Annotated in this window: 18 protein-coding genes; 2 read left to right on the forward strand and 16 right to left on the reverse strand. The window is 42.0% G+C overall.

The annotated features are described in order from the left end of the window. Positions 1 to 12 precede the first annotated feature (12 nt). The 10 genes from ftsA to C5Z25_RS02205 form a co-directional block, all read right to left on the reverse strand. Positions 13 to 1,359, reverse strand: coding sequence for a cell division protein FtsA (ftsA, locus tag C5Z25_RS02160; protein WP_105451148.1), 1,347 nt, complete (start codon positions 1,357 to 1,359; stop codon positions 13 to 15). A 125-nt stretch (positions 1,360 to 1,484) separates the two neighbouring features. Continuing rightward, positions 1,485 to 2,357, reverse strand: coding sequence for a cell division protein FtsQ/DivIB (locus tag C5Z25_RS02165; protein ID WP_105452827.1), 873 nt, complete (start codon positions 2,355 to 2,357; stop codon positions 1,485 to 1,487). Between the two features lie 30 nt (positions 2,358 to 2,387). Beyond that, positions 2,388 to 3,482, reverse strand: a complete 1,095-nt coding sequence (gene murG / locus C5Z25_RS02170; protein WP_105451149.1) for an undecaprenyldiphospho-muramoylpentapeptide beta-N-acetylglucosaminyltransferase — start codon at positions 3,480 to 3,482, stop codon at positions 2,388 to 2,390. Beyond that, positions 3,482 to 4,861: a UDP-N-acetylmuramoyl-L-alanine--D-glutamate ligase gene (murD, locus tag C5Z25_RS02175; RefSeq protein ID WP_105451150.1), complete on the reverse strand. Its 1,380-nt coding sequence runs from the start codon at positions 4,859 to 4,861 to the stop codon at positions 3,482 to 3,484. The genes murG and murD overlap by 1 nt, the downstream gene beginning before the upstream one ends. Positions 4,862 to 4,898: 37 nt before the next feature. Continuing rightward, positions 4,899 to 5,864, reverse strand: coding sequence for a phospho-N-acetylmuramoyl-pentapeptide-transferase (gene mraY, locus C5Z25_RS02180; RefSeq protein WP_105451151.1), 966 nt, complete (start codon positions 5,862 to 5,864; stop codon positions 4,899 to 4,901). A 29-nt stretch (positions 5,865 to 5,893) separates the two neighbouring features. Continuing rightward, a complete protein-coding gene (locus C5Z25_RS02185; protein ID WP_105451152.1) occupies positions 5,894 to 8,035 on the reverse strand; it encodes a penicillin-binding transpeptidase domain-containing protein in 2,142 nt (713 codons plus the stop codon). After that, the gene (gene ftsL, locus C5Z25_RS02190; RefSeq protein WP_105451153.1) at positions 8,032 to 8,415 is read right to left on the reverse strand and encodes a cell division protein FtsL; all 384 of its coding nucleotides are present in this window, start codon (positions 8,413 to 8,415) and stop codon (positions 8,032 to 8,034) included. The genes C5Z25_RS02185 and ftsL overlap by 4 nt, the downstream gene beginning before the upstream one ends. Positions 8,416 to 8,435: 20 nt before the next feature. Continuing rightward, a complete protein-coding gene (gene rsmH / locus C5Z25_RS02195) occupies positions 8,436 to 9,395 on the reverse strand; it encodes a 16S rRNA (cytosine(1402)-N(4))-methyltransferase RsmH (protein ID WP_105451154.1) in 960 nt (319 codons plus the stop codon). 33 nt (positions 9,396 to 9,428) lie between these two features. Next, positions 9,429 to 9,854, reverse strand: coding sequence for a division/cell wall cluster transcriptional repressor MraZ (mraZ, locus tag C5Z25_RS02200; RefSeq protein WP_105452828.1), 426 nt, complete (start codon positions 9,852 to 9,854; stop codon positions 9,429 to 9,431). Between the two features lie 183 nt (positions 9,855 to 10,037). Beyond that, positions 10,038 to 10,400, reverse strand: coding sequence for a DUF3397 domain-containing protein (locus C5Z25_RS02205; RefSeq protein ID WP_105451155.1), 363 nt, complete (start codon positions 10,398 to 10,400; stop codon positions 10,038 to 10,040). A gap of 113 nt (positions 10,401 to 10,513) precedes the next feature. On the opposite strand from C5Z25_RS02205, the gene C5Z25_RS02210 reads away from it, so the two are divergent. Further along, complete coding sequence (locus C5Z25_RS02210; RefSeq protein ID WP_105451156.1) at positions 10,514 to 11,470, forward strand: magnesium transporter CorA family protein; 957 nt, start codon at positions 10,514 to 10,516, stop codon at positions 11,468 to 11,470. Positions 11,471 to 11,546: 76 nt separating this feature from the next. Further along, positions 11,547 to 11,669: a DUF4044 domain-containing protein gene (locus C5Z25_RS02215; protein WP_105448656.1), complete on the forward strand. Its 123-nt coding sequence runs from the start codon at positions 11,547 to 11,549 to the stop codon at positions 11,667 to 11,669. Between the two features lie 59 nt (positions 11,670 to 11,728). Here C5Z25_RS02215 and C5Z25_RS02220 read toward each other — a convergent pair whose 3' ends face one another. Genes C5Z25_RS02220 through C5Z25_RS02245 form a run of 6 tightly spaced genes read right to left on the reverse strand, consistent with a single transcriptional unit; the run spans position 11,729 to position 16,916 of the window. After that, positions 11,729 to 12,112, reverse strand: a complete 384-nt coding sequence (locus C5Z25_RS02220; RefSeq protein ID WP_105451157.1) for a PTS glucitol/sorbitol transporter subunit IIA — start codon at positions 12,110 to 12,112, stop codon at positions 11,729 to 11,731. A 24-nt stretch (positions 12,113 to 12,136) separates the two neighbouring features. Next, positions 12,137 to 13,138 carry a PTS glucitol/sorbitol transporter subunit IIB gene (srlE, locus tag C5Z25_RS02225; protein WP_105452829.1) on the reverse strand — a complete coding sequence of 334 codons (1,002 nt, stop codon included), beginning with the start codon at positions 13,136 to 13,138 and terminating at the stop codon, positions 12,137 to 12,139. Between the two features lie 14 nt (positions 13,139 to 13,152). Beyond that, complete coding sequence (gene srlA / locus C5Z25_RS02230; protein ID WP_105451158.1) at positions 13,153 to 13,719, reverse strand: PTS glucitol/sorbitol transporter subunit IIC; 567 nt, start codon at positions 13,717 to 13,719, stop codon at positions 13,153 to 13,155. A 16-nt stretch (positions 13,720 to 13,735) separates the two neighbouring features. After that, complete coding sequence (locus C5Z25_RS02235; protein ID WP_234002770.1) at positions 13,736 to 14,239, reverse strand: transcriptional regulator GutM; 504 nt, start codon at positions 14,237 to 14,239, stop codon at positions 13,736 to 13,738. 1 nt (position 14,240) lies between these two features. Further along, entirely contained in the window at positions 14,241 to 16,097 is a 1,857-nt protein-coding gene (locus tag C5Z25_RS02240) for a BglG family transcription antiterminator (RefSeq protein WP_105451159.1), read from the reverse strand. Between the two features lie 15 nt (positions 16,098 to 16,112). Continuing rightward, entirely contained in the window at positions 16,113 to 16,916 is an 804-nt protein-coding gene (locus C5Z25_RS02245) for an SDR family oxidoreductase (RefSeq protein WP_105451160.1), read from the reverse strand. Positions 16,917 to 16,954: the final 38 nt, after the last annotated feature.

Genomic DNA, 16,954 nt, shown 5'->3' on the forward strand with positions numbered 1-16,954 from the left:
CCTATCATAGTTTTAATCGAAAAAGTGATTAAAGAAGCCTTTGAACCGGTCAAATGTCCCGGTGCGATCAGAATCTTGCGCTGGTGCCGGTTTAGATTTCGTTGATTTAGGCGTTGTTGGCACCGCAGTTGTTTGGCGATCAGCCGTACTAGTGCTGATTGCTTCTGAAAAATCTAATGCCACACTAGCACGGGTATCACCGGTTAGCGCACTTTTAACCAATAAGGCGACTTCACTTAAGGCCGCTTGATATTTGATGACAGCCAAGGCCTCATCAAATGACGGATGTCTTAAGCCCATTTGGTTGGGAATAAAGACGCGTACATTCGTTCCGAATAACTGTGAGGCTAAATCCGTAATTCCTGGTAGCGCCGCAACACCACCAGTTAAAACGACACCACCAGGTAACTCTAACGCACGGACTTCATCTAAGTGTTGCTTTACTTTATCAAAGATTTGATCTAAGCGCGCTTCAATAATTTCGGCTAGATATTGTTCGCTAATCTGAGTTGGGGTACTTTGACCGACAACTTCAACTGGGAACTCATCATCATCAGAAGCTTGTTGCGCATCTGCATAACCATAGTCACGTTTGAGCTTTTCGGCATTTTCAATCGACGTATTTAAGACGACTGAAATATCTTTCGTGATGTATTGACCGCCTTCTTGATCCACATAAGTATATTTAAGCTGATGGTCATGAATTACGGCAGCGGTCGTTTGACCACCACCCATATCGACAATAATTGATCCAAAATCCTGTTCGCCGTCATTAAGCACTAATGAACTTAGTGCTAACGGCGCAATCACAATTTGTTCAATTTGCAAACCGGCCTTTTCAATGGCCTTGCGTGTATTGTGAATAATCGTTTTAGGTCCCGTAAATAATGTCCCATGCATTTCAAGCCGGACACCGACCATCCCACGAGGGTCCTTAATTCCGTCAAAGCCATCAACGACAAACTCATCTGGAATCACATCTAACACTTCACGCTCAGGCGGTAAGCTTTGAACCAAAGCTGCTGCCGCAACGTTTCTTACATCTTCATTGTTAATTTCTTTTGATTCATCAGCTACAGCAATCATGCCCCGACAACGTTCAATCTTAACTAAGTTGGCCGGTACACCCGCAATAACTTTTTTTATTTCGATACTTGCTTTTTCTTCCGCTTGGCGCACTGCCGACTGAATCGCAGTAGCGGCTTTGTCAATATCGACAATAACCCCACGACTCAGACCATTAGAACGTTCGCTGCCCACACCAATAACGTTCATTTGTCCCTTCACACGTTCAGCAACAATGACTTTTATTGAGGTGGTCCCTATATCAAGTCCGACATAAATTCCTGAATTATCCATAATAGAGGAACCTCCTAGTAATTACATAAATATTTAAATATTCAAAGCTTTAGCTAACAGAACTAATTATCCCTTAGTTTACCATATACTAAGCGCTTTAATAAAGGCTCCCGCCTACATTTAACTCAATTATTCGACTTTTTAAACGAATACGAATATGCGCCAACTTCAAGGTTAATCACACCACTGGTTTTCATTTTCGCAGCAATTCCTGAATAATAAGTCATTTTGCTAGCAAACGTGGTAATTGTCGCATAAACTTCATTGCCATCATTCATATACAAATGAACTCGCTCAGGATTAGCTTGGTTCGGCGAATATTTAATTTCTGAAATATTATGCTTTACCGCAGCTGGTAACTTAGCATACTGGGCAATCATTTTTTGCAGACGCGTCCCGCTTTTAAAACCAGCATAAATAGGATAACCGCCACCTGGTTGGGTCACTTTTTTAGTCAAAATCGAGCCATTCTCTAAGACCCGCTGATAATAATTCCCACTGACTAAATAACCAGCAATTCGAATCTCTTTAACCTGTAACTTAATCTGATTAAAACCAACCAGTTTGGTGGTTACCCGCCCGATTTGTGGATTAGCTCGCCGCGCCACCTTGCTCGTTGTGGCATCTTGACCGATTATGGCCCAGATTGCATCACCATTTTTTAAATTCGCCGCAGTTTTAACTTGCGTCGCCGTTAATTGTTCAGTACCGCTTACCGTTATTTTTTGGACATGGCTTAACGGTGAAATAAAATACCCAGCAATCACCATGCCCATTAAGAATAATCCAATCAAAATACTGGCGCGTTTGACCACTAACTTACGTCGTTGCGACATCAGTTTAGGCAACTTATCACCAATTCGAATTCGTCTGCCTGACCAATTAAAATGCCGTTTTTGGGCATTCTCATGATTCGTCGCCGCTTGCCGTTGATACCGTTCCCAAGGGGTTAGCTGGTCAGGCTTCTTTTCTTTTGGCTGCCGTTTAAAAATGGCCATCACGCCCACCCTTTCACTCTTAACCGATGCCTAGTGGTTAATTGCCGTTTCTAAAACAGTTAATAATTGATCCGCTGCATCCGGCATGCCTAACCCTTTTGCATTAGCGGCCATTTTCTGCCGTTGATCATCAGCCAGCATCAAGCCGTCCACAGCTGTCAATAGACTGGCCGCTGTCAAATCAGCTTCCTTAATTAATTCAGCCGCTCCCGCATCAACCAAACTTTGCGCATTCTTAGTTTGGTGGTCGTTGGTAACATACGGGCTGGGAACCAAAATCGATGGAATCCCTAATGCCGTAATTTCAGCAATACTCGTTGCACCAGCGCGCCCAAGAATGGCCGCAATTTCAGGTAAAATTGCTGGCATATTTTTGATATACGGCACAATTTTAACATTCGGTGCTAACGCTGTCTTTCCAAGACCATTACGAATTTTATCATAGTGCACCTGACCGGTAACAAAAAGCGTCTGATAGGGCCGTTGATTCAACTCTGGCACAGCCGCTAAGGTCGCTTGATTGATGCGTTCCGCACCCCGACTCCCACCAAAAATCAGTACAGTTGGTTGCTCATCTGATAGCCCTAACGCCTTTAAAGCCGCCGTTTTCTGAATGTTAGCAACTTGCTGGGCACGTGGATTACCAGTCATCACAACTTTTTTGGCTGGAAATTGAGCCCGCGCACTTTCAAAGGAAATCGCGATTTTATTGACAAAATGGCTCAGAAATTTATTGGTCACGCCGACAACCGAATTCTGTTCATGAATCACCGTTGGAATATGCATCTGGCTCGCCGCAAAAACGACTGCGCCGCTGACATAACCCCCGGTTCCCACAACCACATCCGGTTTAAAATCTTTAATATAGCGTCGAGCAGTAACGACACTCTTTAAAAACAAACCAATCGTTTTAAAATTTTGAAGTGATAATGATCGTTTAAAACCCTGAATTTTAATCGTTTTAAAGTCAATGCCACGTTCGGGGACAATTCGACTCTCAAGTCCCCGGTGCGTCCCAATATACAGGACTTCTGCCTGTGCATCGTGTGCTTTTAGCGCATCAATTAACGCTAAGGCTGGATAGATGTGTCCACCAGTGCCACCGCCAGAAATCATTAATCGCATTAATTTTCCTCCGCCTTTCCAGTAACTTGCTCGATGGCCTTAATATACCGGTCACCACGAATTTCAAAGTTTGGATACTGATCCCAGCTCGCGCATGCCGGCGATAACATAATAATGTCACCTGGGGCGCTGAGCCGCCACGCAACTGGCACGGCTGTTTCACAGTTTTCAGTTACTTCAATGGTTGGAATACCAGCCAACTGACCAGCTGCCGTCATCTTATCAGCCGTTTCACCAAAAACAATCAAAGCCTTAACATGCGCTTTCAATGCTGGTGCCAGCTTTTCAAAAGTATTCCCACGATCTAAGCCACCTGCTAACAAAACAACGGGTTGATCGAACCCTTTTAATGCCATCTCAGTTGCCACTAAATTAGTGGCTTTAGAGTCATTATAGAATTGTCGCCCTTGATAAGTCTCCACGTATTGCGTCCGATGGCGAACACCGGAAAAGGTCTTCAAGACTTGCACGATTCCGGCAGTTGGGACTTGCTGCAACTTAGCCACCGCAATAGCAGCTAAGGCATTTTCAACATTATGGTCACCAGGGATTTTAATATCTTTAGCAGCCATGATCAACTCATCTTTAAAGTAAAGTTGCCCGTCTTGTTCATAGGCCCCAGACTTAGAATGACCTTGCCGAGAAAATGGCACAACTTGGGCCGCCGATTGCTGACTCAAAGTTCGCCATTCTTCACTATCCCAATTAATCACTAGATAGTCGGCAGCCGTTTGATTTTCAGTAATGCGCATCTTAGCTTTAACATAGTTAGCGCGGGACCCATGATAATCCAAATGGGTTGAATAAATATTCGTAATAACCGCAATATGTGGATGTAACGTCTGAATTCCGACCAACATAAAGCTAGACAATTCAGTGACCATCGTATCCGTTGGTAACGCTTTTTGAGCCACAGCCGAAGCCGGCACGCCAATATTACCGGCCACGTAAGCTTTACCTGCATTTTGCCGTTGATTCAACATCATCGCAATCAAAGTCGTGGTCGTCGTTTTACCGTTGGTCCCAGTTACCCCAATCAATTCACCAGCCAAAATTTGTGACGCTAATTCCACTTCCGTAATCACCGGAATGTGCTTAGCTAAGGCGCCAGCGACAATCGGATTCGTATAAGGAATACCCGGATTTTTGACCACAATTTTAAAATCTTCATCCAAAAGTGATAACGGATGCCCACCAGTAATCACCTTAATGCCATCACTCAATAACTCTTGGGCATCCGGATTGTTTTCAAAATCTTTTTTATCATTAACGGTCACGAAAGCCCCCAATTGATGGAGCAAACGGGCAGCGTTCATCCCACTTTTTGCTAAACCTAATACCAATACTTTTTGGTTGCGATATTGTTCAACCGACTTCATATGCCAAGATCTCCCTAAATTTGTTTAATTATCCGCTCTAAATAATGGTTGCCACACTGATTGCCGCTGCCACTAACCCGACTGTCCAAAATACCCAATCAATCTTCCATTCACTCCAGCCTTTCATCTCAAAATGATGATGAATGGGGCTCATTAAGAAAATCCGTTTGCCAGTTAATTTAAATGAAGCGACTTGTAAAATAACCGATGCCGTTTCAATCACAAAGATAATCCCAATAAATAGTAGCGATAGCTCATGATGCAGTAAGATCGAAACTGCCGCTAAAGCACCACCTAATGCTAATGAACCCATATCGCCCATAAAGATTTTAGCGGGCTTATGATTATAGACAAAGAAGCCAAGTAATGCCCCCACTACGGCGATGCAAAATAGTGCCACGTCTAATTGATGTTGATGAATGGCAATTAATGCATAGGCGCCAAAGGCAATCGTCGCTTGGCCGGCCACTAAGCCATCTAAACCATCTGTTAAATTAACCGCGTTAGAAAAACCAACGAGCCAGATAATGACGAAAATAATATACCAAAGCCCTAAGGACCAATCACCTAAACCAGGTATCCGTAAGCCCATTGGCAAATGTTCATGTTGATAGACTAAAGTGAAAACCACCGCGCCAACAATCTGACCCAATAATTTCTGCCAAGCTTTCAGACCTTCATTTTGTTTTCGCCATAGCTTAATACTATCGTCCCAAAATCCTAAGGCCCCATAAAGCACTAGAATAAACATTAAGATCCAGGTAGTTGGCCGTAATTGACCTTGCCACCACCCCACTAAAATGGTGGTCACCAGAATGGCGATGATAAATAATAAGCCACCCATCGTTGGTGTCCCTGATTTTTTTTCATGCCATTTAGGGCCTTCTTCTCGAATCATTTGCCCTTCTTTGCGTGCACGAAAATATCGAATCAAAGACGGCATTAACGCAAATACAATCACAAAACTACTAACTAAGGTCACTATCCATTCCATTAAACTCACAACAATTCTCCATTCTAAAACTTAATCATTTATTTCAACGTGACACTTAAAGCTTGCTTGGCCTCAATCGGATTGCCTGCTGAAATCCCTTGAGCCGTCACATAACCTGTGCCGTTAGTTGTTAATTTCAAGCCAGTTAATGAGGCAAAATCAGCGACTTCACTGGCAGACCAGCCCGTTAAGTTCGGCATATACATCTGTCCGTTCGTGACTAGAATGACGCGCTGCTGACGTGTCAACACCGTACCAGACGTGACCGACTGCTTCACAATGTGGGCACCTTTACCAATAACTACCGGTTTAACGCCAATCTTTTTGGCCGTTGTTTGGGCCGCACTGGTGGCTTTCCCTGTCAGGTCCCGCATTTTAATCGTTGTCGTTTTAGTCTCACTGGCTTTTTGTTCATCTAAAGCTCGTTGCATCACCGGTTTAAAAATCTCGGCCATGTCTTCAGAAGCAGAAGTTCCTGCCAAGGTCGGCTGTTTCATCGTAATATACATGATGTATTTCGGATTTTTGGCTGGTGCCATCCCTACTACCGAGTACAGGTAAGAATTATCGCCTGTTTCGTAAGTAGAGCCATTACTAACCTGAGCTGTCCCAGTTTTAGCAGCAATTCGATAACCGTTGATTTTATAAGCAGAACCCGTACCATAAGACTTATAGACCACATCTTGCATATGTTCCAAAACGGCGGCCGCCGTTTTGGACGTTACCGGTTGACCCACGACTTTAGTTTTTGCTTGGTAGGTGGTTTTTCCCGTATTGGGATTATTAATTTTAGAGATGTAATAGGGCTGTAGCATTTTACCATGATTTGCAATTGCCGTGAAACCACGGAGCATCTGCATCGCCGTGATCTGAATACCTTGACCAAATGATGTATCAGCCTGTTCAATTGGATACGTAAATTGAATCGAACCAGTCTGTTCATTAGCTAAGCCGCTATTTGTACTGCTTCGTAACCCAAACCGCTTAATGTATTTCAGCCACGTCTTCGCACCCATTGTTTGTTCCAAGTGCGCCATCGCCACGTTACTAGATAAGGCGAACCCTTTGGCATACGTAATATTCCCCCAACCAGCCGTGTTCCAATCAGGGACAGTTTTGCCACCAATTTTATATTCACCAGTTGGGACGGTAATATTACTATTATAGTTATCACTATTGATAGCCGCCGCCATCGTAAAGACTTTCATGGTCGACCCGGGTTCATACGTGTCTTCAACTAATAAGTTACGCCACATTTTCGATAAGCCCGACTTAGTTTGCGAATTGAACGTCGGCCGCTGACTAGTCGCCAGAATAGCCCCCGTTTTCGCATTCATCAGGGTAGCCGTCATTGTTTTAGGATGGACTTGTTTTTCAACTTCAGCCATCTTGCTCTCTAACAATGTTTGGAGTTTACTATCGATAGTCACGTAAATATTATTCCCATTTTTAACTTTTTTGACACTATCGGTCGTCCCTTGGTAGCCACTCTTAGTCACGGTTTTATGACCGTCAGTCCCTGAGAGTTGCTTATTGAAGGCTAGTTCAATCCCCATCGACCCCGTTAGACGTGTCCGTTCGGAATTCTTAATATTCTTAGACGTCGTTAATCCAACCAAGTGTGACGCAAAGGTCCCATTTGGATACAACCGTGCCTCTGATTGGATAAAATGAAGTCCAGTAATATTTTGAGCTTCAATCTTCTTCTTAGTTGTCAATGAGATATTTTGACCAGCCGTCCCAAATTCAATCTGGAACTTACCATTGCCTTTTTGGAGCGTTGTCAGGGCCTGCTTATAACTAATAGATAGATACTTAGCTAACACTCGTGCGGCTTTGGCATCATTTTTAACATATAAAGCTTTCCCATTGGCACTTCGCTGATTCTTAGCCATAATCGCATAAATCGTATACGTACTGGTATCTTCCGCAATTGCATCTCCATTAGCACTATAAATTGTCCCGCGCTTAGCGGCAACTGTTTGATCTTCGGTATAAAGTTGTTTCGTCGCACTCGCCAAGTTAACCCCATTAACATGACGACCAATCGCAATATATGAAAAACGAATGATCAAAACACCAAAAACGACAATCGCCCCAAAGAATAGCCATTGGCCAAAGATTCTACGATTTTGTTTTGGTGACCGTTTCGAAGTCATTCGTTGTTTATTCTTATTCATTTGTAAACATTCCTTATGCTACCATTATTCAACGATAGCCCAAACTCTTTCGCAATTTTATTTAAGCGCGTCCGGCTGGAAAGCTCGCTAATTTGTTGCGTTGCTGAAGTGTTGCTAGCCTCAACCTTTGTGATTTTGTTTTGAACTGTCTGCAACTGGCTTTCAGTATTGCCAATTGTAATATTAATCGAAACTAAAGCGATTGCAAGGGCAAAGACAACCAAACTAAAACTAACACACAGCGCCTTTTCAAATCCTGAAAATGGGATGCGTTGCGTTTCAATAGCTGGATTTGGGGTTACGACAGTTTTATGTACTGGGGTCGTCGACGTATTCGGGGCTTTGCGGGGCAACTCCCGCGCCAATCCATTTTGGGCCATTTCATTTCACTCCTTAAGTTCTAATTATGTTTTTTATTTAAACGTTCAATCACGCGTAATCTAGCACTACGCGCCCGGCGATTAGCCGTAATTTCAGCTTCACTAGGCACAATCGGCTTCCGACTCACTAGTCGATAATCCGGTTGCATGTCGTCTGGGATTACTGGTAACCCTGGCGGCAATTCTGGCAAATCGCTATGCTCTTTAAAAATTGTTTTTACTAATCGATCTTCTAATGATTGAAAGGTAATGACACTAACACGGCCTTGAACACCAATCAGGTCAACGGCTTGTTCCAAGGACGTCTCTAGTACGCCTAATTCATTATTAACAGCAATCCGAATCGCTTGAAAAACTCGCTTGGCAGGATGACCACCCGTTCGCCGGGCTCGCGCTGGAATCGCACTTTTAATTAACTCAACCAACTCACCGGTCGTTTCGATTGGCGCCGTTTCCCGGGCCCGCTCAATAGCGCGCGCCACCTGTTTAGAAAACTTTTCTTCACCATACCGATAAAAGATTCGGACCAAATCAGCATAAGGCCATGTATTCACCACAATCTGCGCCGTCAACGGGGCACTTTGATCCATCCGCATATCCAAAGGCGCATCATGCTGATAAGAAAAGCCTCGTTCAGCGTTATCAAACTGGGGTGATGACACCCCTAAATCATACACAATTCCATCAACTTGGGTAATACCGCGAGCTGCTAATTCCGTTTTTAAATTTGCAAAATTGCTTTTTATAAAGGTTACTTGATCAGTTGCCAAGTAAGCAGCCAGATTTTCTTGATTATAGTCAATCGCCGTTTGATCTTGGTCAAAACTAAATAAATGACCGTTTGGTCCAAGTTGTTCTAAGATTCGCCGCGAATGACCACCGCCACCCAACGTACAGTCGACATAAACGCCGGTCGGCTTAATTGCTAACGCCGCGACGGCCTCTTCTAATAACACCGTTGTATGTTCAAATTCTGCCACGCCAAGTCCTCCTCATACGTTTACATTTTTAAGTTAAAAATCAATCAAATTTTCAGCTAAATCATCAAAGTTAGCTGCCGTCTCAGTTTCAAAAGCTTGCCATTTAGCGGCACTCCAAATTTCAAACCGATCAGAAACCCCAACAATGACACATTGTTTTTCTAATTTCGCATATTGACGCAATGACGACGGAATCATCACGCGCCCTTGTTTGTCTAGTTCACACTCGGCCGCTGCGGCATAAAAAAACCGGACGAAGGCACGGGCGTCTTTCTTAGTTAACGGTAAATCATCTAATTGAGCTTGTAACGTCGCCCACCGTGCGGCCGGATAGCCAAAAATACAACCATCCATCCCGCGAGTAATCACGAAAGTTGTTCCTAACAGGTCTCGAAACTTAGCTGGGATGATTAAACGACCCTTAGCATCTAAGGCATGTTCAAACTCACCAAAAAACATCTTAGACGCCACAGTCAATCAACCCCTTTCATTAAACATAATTAAGTCTACCACACCCCCCCACTTCCTACCACATTGATTTGTGACCTTTTCAAATTTGTTAATAAAAATGATAAAAAAGCCCCCACCAATGAACAATCATTGGTGGGGGCTAGTGGGGCTAATTTTCAGTAATTGGCACATTTACGCAATAAAATGGAAAATTAACGCTAAACCATAAACTAAGATAACTACTAAATCACTGGCACGCCAATAGAGCTTTAAAAAGCGTCCGTAAAGGATTTCTCCGCGTTGAATGACCTCCAGAATGGTCAACCCAATGCCCAAAATCATTAACGAAATCACTTCATAGGGTACGATTGAATCGGCCATGGTCTGCAGGGTTAGGAAGTGAGTAAAGATAATTAAAAATGGACACCAGAAATCAATAATTAATAACCCGGTTGGCCAGTGACGGCCTAACAGCCGTTTTAAGCCCATTAAAATAATCGAAAATACCACAATAAAACTTAATTGTCCTAGCCAAGTTGTAAATAGGTCGTGCATTGCGGCTTCCCTCCTATTAGGTTCGCTATTATTATAGGGATTCTCGATTGACTTTTCAACCAGTCCAACCAGCCTTATAATAATATTCAGGTTAAGAAATGGAGGTATTCCCCTTGTTGCAATACTTTTCAACTCATTCGGCTGGGTTAGTCATGACACCGAAACAGACCGCTCAAACGGATTGGATCAATATTGAACGTCCCACTGCTAGCGAAATCGATACTTTGGTTCAGAAATTTAACTTTCCACGTGATTATCTGACCGCGGTCCTCGACGACGCCGAAGTGTCACGAACTGAACAACTGAATCAAGCAACGCCGGACCAACCCGCTTTGATTGTGATGCAATTTCCGAAACTAACCACCAGTGACCTCGGTTACTTGGAATACCAGGTCTTTCCATTTGCCTTAATTCTCACCCCAACGGTCATTCTCACAATCAGCGATTACCCAGCTAGCTTTATTCAAGATTTCGTGCTGGCTCCAGCAGCATCACGCCTGAGCTTGGATAATCACGAAGCTTTTGTGCTAACAATTATGTGGTCGATTTCACACGCCTACGTGACGGCGTTAGAAGCAATCAACAATCAGACTGCGGCCTTAGAACGACGTTTAACACGGGCCACACGTAATGCCGAAATTTTCCGAATTATGGCTTATCAAAAATCTTTAATCCGATTTAAAGCGGCCTTAACTCAGAATGCCCCCATTTTAAAAATGGTCGAAAATTCACCAACTTTATTTAACACGCCTAAACACCAAGCCTTAACAACTGATATTATTGTTGAAACTAAGCAAGCAGCTGACATGGCTGCCACCACCAATCAGATTTTACAGCAGTATAGTCAATTAGTCAGTGCCGTTATTTCGAATAATCTAAATGATGTGATGAAAGTTTTAACTTCATTAACGATTATCTTAACTATCCCAACAATTATTGGTGGCATTTACGGCATGAACGTCCATTTACCAGGTGCTAACCTCGTTCACGCCTTTAGTTGGCTGATGTTAGGGACTATCATCTTATGCATTTTAAGTATCGAATACTTAAAAAATCATGACTATTTTTAATTGTTAATTGAAAAAAGGCCCATTCCACGTTAAACTATGAAAGAATTACTGAAAAAGTGTGGTGCATATTAAACTAATGAAGAAAAAATCAACGTTCCAGAAAATTACAATGGTCATTGTTTGGGTCATGATTATCTCAATGATTGGTTCACTGATTTTAACCGCCTTATCCGGGCTAGGGTTATTATCCTTTGGTTAATGCGATTGCAAAAAAATAAGTTGTTAAATTTCTAAATTAGAAATTTAACAACTTATTTTTTATCTTAAAGTGCCAATGGCGATCGCTGCGCCAGCTTCAATTACAGGATAATCGCCTTGTTCAACGTATAGCGTTCCTGGCAATTCCGCCGTCGTTTTCCCAGTAAAACTAATGGCAATGTGCCCTAGATTCGTGAGATTTCGTTGCACTTCATCGCCAACGGCAGTAATTTGATAACTGGTATCATTAATTTTCAACTGCATCCCAGTCGTAATTGCCGCCTTAACTGGCTGAACATTAATGATATAGCAAGATGATCGTAAGGCATCCGGCGCTTCTTGACCGAATAGGATCAACATATTAATCGCACTAAAATCTTGAGCTTCTTGACCGACTTCAATGACTTGCGTTTCAAAAACTAATTCTTGCTTATTATTTAACATCGTAAATGACCCTCACATTCTTTTTTATTTACCAGCGTACAATCCAAAACTTGCAATCCAAGCTACGAATACCCGCGGCACACCATTAATAAAACGTGAATATAATACTGATGGCACACCAACTTCAACTGTTGCGGCGTCCGCTTCTTCTAGTCCTAAACCAACTGGAATAAAATCACACCCATTTTGAGTGTTGATGGCAAATAACGCTGGCAATGCAAATTGTGGTGAAATATTACCTTTACCAATTTCAACCCCAATCAGCGTACCAATAACTTGACCGATGACCCCACCAGGTCCTAGTAATGGTGATAGAAATGGCAACGAACAGATAAAGCCAAGAATCATGAGTCCCCAAATATTACCAGCTAACGGTGACATTAACTTAGCAAACGCTTTACCTAGTCCTGAACCATTAATAATGCCAATTAATAAAGAGACAAACGCCATAAATGGAATAATCGTATTAATCACCGTTTGAACGGCATCTTTAGCAGCTTGATTAAAAGTTGCCACGACCCGACCAGCTGCCACCCCAACTTTAGCAATCAGACCAGGCTGATTACTAGGTTGCTGAGTCAAAGATTTAGTTTGATCATACTGAGGCGTTGGCTGAGCTGCCTCAGTGCCCATCGTCTCAGAGGCTTGCCCATCGTGGTCATTAGCTGATACTTGGTCAACATCGACATTGGATACATATAATTCTGGCGTAATAAACTGGGCTAACGGGCCACTTTTTCCAGTTGGTAAAACATTAACCGTTAAAATCCCTTTTTTAGGGTAAATACCACATCGTAAGGTCCCGCCACAATCAATCACAGCTAGGGCAGTTTCTTCATCCGGGATTGAGGTCTTAAAGCCATCGACTGCTTCCATCCCACTTAACCTAGCAATTTTATCAACAATTGCCGGACGATTACCACCGGTTACATAAATAAATTTATGTTTTTGTTCCGTGGGGGTAATGATTAATGGACCACCAAAACCACCGGTGCCTTTTACAATCCGAATACTTTTCCATGCCATCATTTATCTTCTCCTTAGACTGTTGTCTGCCTTGCCGTCAGATCAACGGTCTTTGATAATTTAACACCAGATGTTCGACAAACGTACGCAGTCGTAAAATCAGTTACCCAACCGCCAATAAAGTTCATCACTAAACCAACCAATAAATAGCGCATCGCTAAATCCATCGTATCTAACCCTAGTTTTTGAACCCCTTGGGCTATTCCCATCCAAATAAAGAGCTCCCCTGGATTGATATGTGGAAAGACCCCATTACTGGTGTGACAGAATTGAGCTTGAGCCGCATAATAACTCGGTTTATAGTATTCTGGTAAGAATCGTCCTAGTGAGAATGCCATTGGATTACCTAACATAAAGGCCGAAAGAAACGGTAAAATCATATAGCGTGTTAACACATTACGTGAGGAGGCCTGTGCTAACCGCGTCATCCGTTTTTCACCTAAGAATGCAATGATTGTATTCATTAACACGAGTAACAGTAACACGACCGGTACAATTGATGACATCCAACCAATAAAAGTTTTCCCACCGCTTTGAAACAAGCCCATAAACCCAGACGCAAAATCAGTAATAATTTTCATTTGATATTCTCCCTCTCTATCCGCGTACGAAATGACGCTTAAGGGTTCCCAACATTTGGCTCCCTTGTGCTTTCACTTGATCAACTAATGGCAATGAAAAAATATTAACGTGGGTATCAAACGCTTCCGTCGTTAAATGACCTGTTCGATAATCGATAAAATTTTTATACGCATTTTGAATACATTGCCGTGTCAAACGTTTAAATTGATGCAGCTGTGTGTAGTCGGCCACTAATACGGCAATATTTTGCCCTGCTAATGCTTTAACCGGCCGAAAGTGGGCAAAAACTGTCACGCCCTGTAATAATTGCGCCGATTGAATATTGCCATCTTGGTCAATTGCCATTAAGATCAAGCTTCCGGCTTGAATCTTACGTGGATTCTTACCGATTAAAACTTTACCTTGTTGTCTTAACAGTCGATATTGATGTGCAAAATTTCGAATTTGAAAGAAACCCAAGACACCTTGTAATAAAAATGCAGCAACTAAGATAAAACCAATCATCAACATTGGTGACATATTAAATTCCCTCCGTAATTTGAATCAATGGTCGACTAGGATCGTAATTCAATAGATTATGATAAACGCCTTGATTTTTTGCGATTGAAAAAATAAAATCATAGACTTCTGATAGTACCCGACTCAGCGATTGATCAACTTCAGCCGGAATCCCAATTAAGAAGACTAGGCGTACTTTTCGATCTTGGTACTCAATTTCATGGTCAAAAACACCAACGCTAATCAGGATTCGGTGCTGATTGGTATGATCAATCACATGTGGAATGGCCACGCCACCTTCAAAGACACATGACGATTTTTGTTCTCGCAATTGCCAGTCTTTTAAAAAAGTTTTGTTTAATTTTCCAACTGCAATTTTTTGTTCGATCATTTTTTGCGTTGCGACTAAATACCCATCTTGATCATCTAAAATTTGATAGCTAAAGTCACATTGTTGATTTTTAATCGCCTTTTCAATCAAAGAAACTTGTAATTTACTTTGCAACTCATCTGCACGAAAGACTGTGCTAATTCGGACAATCGACGATACCCCATCATCATAATTGATTGGGCCATTGGTAAAAATTAATAAGAAATGTTGATGTTGCGACTTTAAAGCGGTTACATCATTGAACACTGTAATCGTAACTGATCCTTCAAAAATAGCATTCAATCGGTGTTCAATAAAGCGCGTCACATTTTTTCCAATCGCACCCACCATCGCAACTGCGACAGTATTTTTTAATGCGCTTTGATTTTCTTCTAATTCCATTTCAAAATAAATTGTTAAATAACTAATTTCAATTGGATTAATGGACGTTGACAACGTTTGTTCCAGCGTTTGAATCGTCAGAACCGCTAAATCATTAGCCACGGGATACTGATTAGCGACATTTTCAGGTAATAAAGCAGTTGAGCTTACCTGAAAGATTGCTCGATTAATTAAAAATAGTAAATGATACTTAATTTGTTGATAAAAGTGCGTAAAATCAAATTGAACATTCAAAGCCGCCGTTTGGGCGACTGTACGGAATAATTGCTGGTTGGTAGCCACCTGCTTAGCTACTAACTCATCGGATAATAACTCATTGGTTTGAAAGGTTAAGGGCGCCAGTAAATAGGTCATCTCAGCTTCAGCAATTGGCCGATTCAAAACAAACTCAATGGTCGCCGCTAATTCTTGGACAGCTTCACTATGTTGCCACAGCGGCTGGAAATGAGGAATCGGTTTTGTGAGCTGATGTCCCCCATTAAAAGCCAGATAATCAGCAACGACTTTGCGCTCAATTTGAGCACTAATATGACTCGTCAGCTGTAGTTCATTACAAGTATTACGTAACTCCGCCAATCGTGACTTTATTGGTAACGTCGTCACTGGATAATAATCATAGACAAGCTGTTCAATCACAATTGGCACATGATACTCATCATTAAAAACTAACCGAATACCATTATTGGTCATCGATTCAATCGTAGCTCGATATTGACTTAATTTTCTCCGTAAACTCGTAATATCACGGGTTAGCGTCGGCTTACTAATCGACAGCGATTCAGCCAGAGCATCTAAAGTAACGTAACTAGTTGCTTGAATCAATTGATTCACGATATATGCCTGACGCTTATCTGGATCGTTAAAATCCAACTTTTGTTTTAACTGACTAGTTTGTAATTGTGCTAACTGCTGATAATCATTAACTTGTAAGAAAAAGCGCTGCTGTTTTTGTCGAACTTCTGCAATTCCTTCAAGATCATCATTCAAATTTTGAATATACTTGTGCATCGTCCGTTTAGAAACGTGCTCGTGGGCAAGTAATTCAGCCATCTGGACTGAATCATTAGCCACCAAGTAATTTAATAAACGAAAATCTTGATTATCCAATCAAACCAAATCCTTTCATCCGCGCGACTTACCACCCGCAACATTCGTGGTAACACCCGTAATATAGCTAGCACGTGTGGATAGGAAGTAACTGACTAAATCAGCAACTTCAACTAGATGTCCACTACGACCCAACGGTGTGGTAGTCGTACTCTTATACCCAGCTCTTAAATCCGCAACAGTCTTATGCCGTGTATAGGCTAGTGCTTCTTCATATGCCGGTGTTCGTAACCCAGTTGCTTCCATAATGCCTGGTGCAACCCCAACAACACGAATATTAAATTCACCCAATTCTTTCGCCCAAGAACGCGTTAACCCATTAATAGCGCCCTTAGTACTTGAATAAATACTTTGACCCTGTGACCCTTCTAACCCAGCCTCAGATGACATATTCACAATGACACCTTGCTTTTGCTTGGCCATATAATGTCCAACTGCCTGTGACATCAAGAAGACACTCTTAACATTAACAGCAAACATCTTATCAAAGGCCCCTTCATCCAATTCGTACTGACTTGCTGGCATTTGATTGTCGACTAATAGTCGTGGTAAATTAATCCCAGCATTATTTACTAACCCATCAATTCTACCAAACTGGTCAATGACTTGTTGAACTAAACTGGCGACCGCCACTTTTGAAGTCACATCCGTCTTAATAAAGGTTAACTTATCGGCTTTAAATTCACCAGCCTTTAAATCAGCATTAATAACTTGAGCGCCATGACCAATTAATTCTTGAACAATGGCATCCCCAATTCCAGATGAGCCTCCGGTAACAATCATGACCCGGTTTACTAATTCTAACCAATCTTCTGACATATTCATGCACTCCAATCAAATTTTTGTTTTTTTCTTTT

The organism is Lactobacillus sp. CBA3605 (assembly GCF_002970915.1).
Taxonomy (GTDB): domain Bacteria; phylum Bacillota; class Bacilli; order Lactobacillales; family Lactobacillaceae; genus Lactiplantibacillus.

Bases quoted from the DNA above. Each gene is read 5' to 3' on its own strand.
- C5Z25_RS02245 (WP_105451160.1), bottom strand. From the start codon at position 16,916: ATGTCAGAAGATTGGTTAGAATTAGTAAACCGGGTCATGATTGTTACC.
- ftsL (WP_105451153.1), bottom strand. From the start codon at position 8,415: ATGGCCCAAAATGGATTGGCGCGGGAGTTGCCCCGCAAAGCCCCGAAT.
- murG (WP_105451149.1), bottom strand. From the start codon at position 3,482: ATGCGATTAATGATTTCTGGCGGTGGCACTGGTGGACACATCTATCCA.
- ftsA (WP_105451148.1), bottom strand. From the start codon at position 1,359: ATGGATAATTCAGGAATTTATGTCGGACTTGATATAGGGACCACCTCA.
- C5Z25_RS02185 (WP_105451152.1), bottom strand. From the start codon at position 8,035: ATGAATAAGAATAAACAACGAATGACTTCGAAACGGTCACCAAAACAA.
- C5Z25_RS02215 (WP_105448656.1), top strand. From the start codon at position 11,547: ATGAAGAAAAAATCAACGTTCCAGAAAATTACAATGGTCATTGTTTGG.
- C5Z25_RS02205 (WP_105451155.1), bottom strand. From the start codon at position 10,400: ATGCACGACCTATTTACAACTTGGCTAGGACAATTAAGTTTTATTGTG.
- srlA (WP_105451158.1), bottom strand. From the start codon at position 13,719: ATGAAAATTATTACTGATTTTGCGTCTGGGTTTATGGGCTTGTTTCAA.
- C5Z25_RS02235 (WP_234002770.1), bottom strand. From the start codon at position 14,239: ATGTCACCAATGTTGATGATTGGTTTTATCTTAGTTGCTGCATTTTTA.
- C5Z25_RS02220 (WP_105451157.1), bottom strand. From the start codon at position 12,112: ATGTTAAATAATAAGCAAGAATTAGTTTTTGAAACGCAAGTCATTGAA.
- C5Z25_RS02165 (WP_105452827.1), bottom strand. From the start codon at position 2,357: ATGGCCATTTTTAAACGGCAGCCAAAAGAAAAGAAGCCTGACCAGCTA.
- mraZ (WP_105452828.1), bottom strand. From the start codon at position 9,854: ATGTTTTTTGGTGAGTTTGAACATGCCTTAGATGCTAAGGGTCGTTTA.
- srlE (WP_105452829.1), bottom strand. From the start codon at position 13,138: ATGGCATGGAAAAGTATTCGGATTGTAAAAGGCACCGGTGGTTTTGGT.
- murD (WP_105451150.1), bottom strand. From the start codon at position 4,861: ATGAAGTCGGTTGAACAATATCGCAACCAAAAAGTATTGGTATTAGGT.